General features: G+C 59.1%; 2 protein-coding genes and 2 pseudogenes. 3 read left to right on the top strand and 1 reads right to left on the bottom strand.

Translation table 11 applies throughout. The features are described from left to right. From EOA29_RS43375 to EOA29_RS30685, 3 genes and pseudogenes are all read left to right on the top strand, one after another. Positions 1 to 275 (top strand): annotated as a pseudogene (locus tag EOA29_RS43375) (transposase); the annotation flags it as partial. A gap of 630 nt (positions 276 to 905) precedes the next feature. Continuing rightward, a complete protein-coding gene (locus EOA29_RS30690) occupies positions 906 to 2,141 on the top strand; it encodes an acetyl-CoA carboxylase biotin carboxylase subunit family protein (RefSeq protein ID WP_029356456.1) in 1,236 nt (411 codons plus the stop codon). A 105-nt stretch (positions 2,142 to 2,246) separates the two neighbouring features. Then, complete coding sequence (locus EOA29_RS30685) at positions 2,247 to 2,447, top strand: hypothetical protein (RefSeq protein ID WP_029356455.1); 201 nt, start codon at positions 2,247 to 2,249, stop codon at positions 2,445 to 2,447. A gap of 63 nt (positions 2,448 to 2,510) precedes the next feature. Here EOA29_RS30685 and EOA29_RS30680 read toward each other — a convergent pair. Then, a pseudogene (locus tag EOA29_RS30680) lies at positions 2,511 to 2,752 on the bottom strand (integrase core domain-containing protein); the annotation flags it as partial. Positions 2,753 to 3,079 lie beyond the last annotated feature (327 nt).

The raw sequence follows: 3,079 nt of genomic DNA, 5'->3' as shown, positions 1-3,079 counted from the left end.
CCCGCACCCGCCGATCCTCCAGCGCCGCCGCCTGTCTCGGCCTCACACCCAGGCGCTACGAATCCGGCGAAATCAGCCGAAACGGCCGCATCTCGAAGCGCGGCGACAAGCTAACGCGGACCTATCTCTATGAAGCGGAACGTCATCCTGACGCGACAAATTGGCTTCTCTTCCCTGAACGCCTGGGGCCTGCGGATTGCCAAGGGCGCCGGCTTCAAGAAGCGAAGGTTGCGGTGGCGCGAAAGCTTGCCGTCATCCTCCACGCCATGTGGAAGACGAATGAGCCGGTTCCGCCACGCCGTCGCTCCAGCCTGACAAGGAGCTTTCGATTCCCGATCAACTCCAGTTCCCGAGATGCGTCCTTGCCGGAACGCTGCGCGGATGAGGTCGCTCCCACGCATGCGGTGCTACGGAACCGCGAAAACCACTTCGACCCACCCGTTCCAACGCAAACATGCGGCGATCCTTGCGATCGACCCCGGAGAGAACCCTGAGCCCGGCAGGCGATGCACCAACGAGGAGAAAGGAGCCCATTGACGAAGGCGATTAGAGAACGTTCAGGGACGTCACCTCGGACGGTGGACGGCGTTTTGCTGACGCGGCCGCGCACCGCCGCATTCCATCTGGACAATGCGAAGAAGAAGCTGGGCGTGCGCACCAGGAGTATGCCGTAGCGCTGCTGGCCTCCTCACGATATTCGGTTCAAACGTGAGAGCGCGTTTCTCCCAGATTTGCCGCGCTATACAGGACGCTTTCGTGGGCTACGAGCGGGTACGTCAACTATCAGATGCGGTAGTTTCCCTGCTGGTCCTCCGGGAACTATAGAAAACATGCACGTTCGAATGAAAAGATAATGGAATTACGTTCAGGCTACCGCATCGCACGCAAGGAAAGGTCAACAGCCAATGCCAAGAAGAGCGCTGATCCTGGTTGAAGGTCATAGGACCAACGGTCCACTCTACGTTCAAGCGGCCCAGCGTCTTGGACTTCATCCCGTTGTCCTTGCGGCTGATCCAACGCAGTACGACTATCTTGCCGCGGAAAGTATTGAGGTCATCCGGGTCGATACCGACAATTTCGATGCGCTGATGCACGTGTGCTCTCGACTGCGGCCGAGCTATGATGTTGCTGGCATCACCGGTTTTGCGGGCTGCGATGAGTCGCTCTATGTGACAGTTGCCAAGCTCTGCAAGCATTTCGATCTACCGGGACCAAACCCCGCATCGATTGTACGATGTAGCGACAAATTTACTCAACGTCAGTTCCTCGCGCAGGCCGGCGTTCCAGTGCCTGCTTACCGATTGGCAGCAAATGCGGTGGAGGTAGAGAGCTCCGCCGCGGAGATTGGCCTGCCTGTGATACTTAAGCCAGCCGAAGGCAGCGGCAGCTGCGGCGTCCGATTGTGCCGCGATATGGATGAGTTAGCCGAGCATACAACGTATCTGCTGGGGGGGACGTACATATGGCGGTCTTCGCCGAAGATACTGGTCGAAGAATTCGCACAGGGCCCATTCTATGAAGCCACTACGATGGGGAACGCTGTCATTGCGGATGGTGCCGCCGACTTCGACCGCCCACCCCATTTCGTCCCTCGCGAGAGCATGTTTCCGGCCCCGCTGACTGATGAGGAGCATGAGCGTATTGCCGATCTTTCGCTGAACTGCTTGCGAGCTCTCGGTCTTGGTTGGGGCCCAGCGAACATTGAATTCCGATGGACGAAGGATGGTCCAGTCGTAATTGAAGTCAATGCGCGTCTTCCGGGTTGGACCACTCCTCGGCTGATTCAACTGGCCTACGGTGTCGATATCATCAACGAGCACATCAAGCTTGTCATCGGTGACGAATGCGATCTGCGCGGAAGGCATTCGCACACTTCGGTCGCCCGGTTCCTAGTTCCTGATCGCGACGGCATCCTCGATCGGGTCGAGGGCGCCAGTCGGGCGGCGGCTGTACCGGGTGTAATCGAGGTCAGATTTTATGTTGAACCCAAGACCCCGATCGTCCGGAAAGGCGATAACCGAGACACCATCGGACATGTCATCGCCGCTTCGCCCGACCTTACTCGGACCGAAGCCATACTTCAACGTGCCATCGACCTAATAGGTTGGTCGATCACACCACTTCCACCCCCTGGCGAATAGGAACAGTCTGGGACTGCTTGCTCAAAATCTAGAGCGGTTGCATTTTGACTGAATCGGGATTCCCAAGGTTGAGCAGATCAGATTCGATGTCCTGACCGGTGGAGGTTGGGAACAGATGGCGAAGCCGTGCGGGAGCGGGCGCTGGTCCGGTTTGAGGCGGGCGAGACGAGCTACGAGGTGGCCGCGGTGCTGAAGGTGGCAGTTTCGAGCGTGATCAAGTGGGCGGCGCGCAAGCGCCACCTTGCGGCGCGCGGCAAGATGAGCGGCCACAGGCCATATCTGATCCGCGGAGAGCATCGGCTGTAGAAGTTTGCACTTGATCGGACAGTTGGCGTCTGAGAATGGCCCGTTTTTGCCTGTCCGATGGGATCAGGCGGCGATCATTTTCTCCTTGGCCAGCGGGGCCGTGTCAAGGAAGGTCTGCATCGGCGTCTTGCCGAAGCACCAGCGGCCCTGATGCGGGCCCTCCTCATTGTATCTTCTGACCCATTCATCCAGATCGGCCTGCAGCTCCTCGATCGAGCCGTAGATCTTTTCCTGAAGGCGACCCGGTAGCACTCGTCCAGCACCGTCTTGTGGAACCGTTCAACGATGCCGTTATCCGGTGGTGATCTGTGGTGCCTTTTCGTCCTGCTGTTCTTGTTTTGGAACGCCCTTATGGTGAGCCCATCCGGGACGTGGGGCACCGGGAGCACGAAGGTGCAGGCAGGCCGTCAATAGACCGTGGGCTGAGAGCCCGAGCTCGTTACATGGCCGCCCCTCGCGACTTTCCCGGAGGCGCTGCGAGCGCGGATCAGTAGATGTCGTGTTGCCCGCCAGCTCCCGTCTTTGACCGAGCCAAGAAGGAGGAACGGGCATGCGCATCATCGGACTGGATATTCACCGCGCCTTCGCCGAAGCAGTGGCATGGGAGGATGGCAGGCTCAGGCGACTCGGCC

It is taken from the genome of Mesorhizobium sp. M1E.F.Ca.ET.063.01.1.1 (assembly GCF_003998155.1).
Classification (GTDB): Bacteria; Pseudomonadota; Alphaproteobacteria; order Rhizobiales; family Rhizobiaceae; genus Mesorhizobium.
The sequence above is the reverse complement of the archived record's forward strand: the minus strand, read 5'-3'. Positions and strand labels throughout refer to the sequence as shown.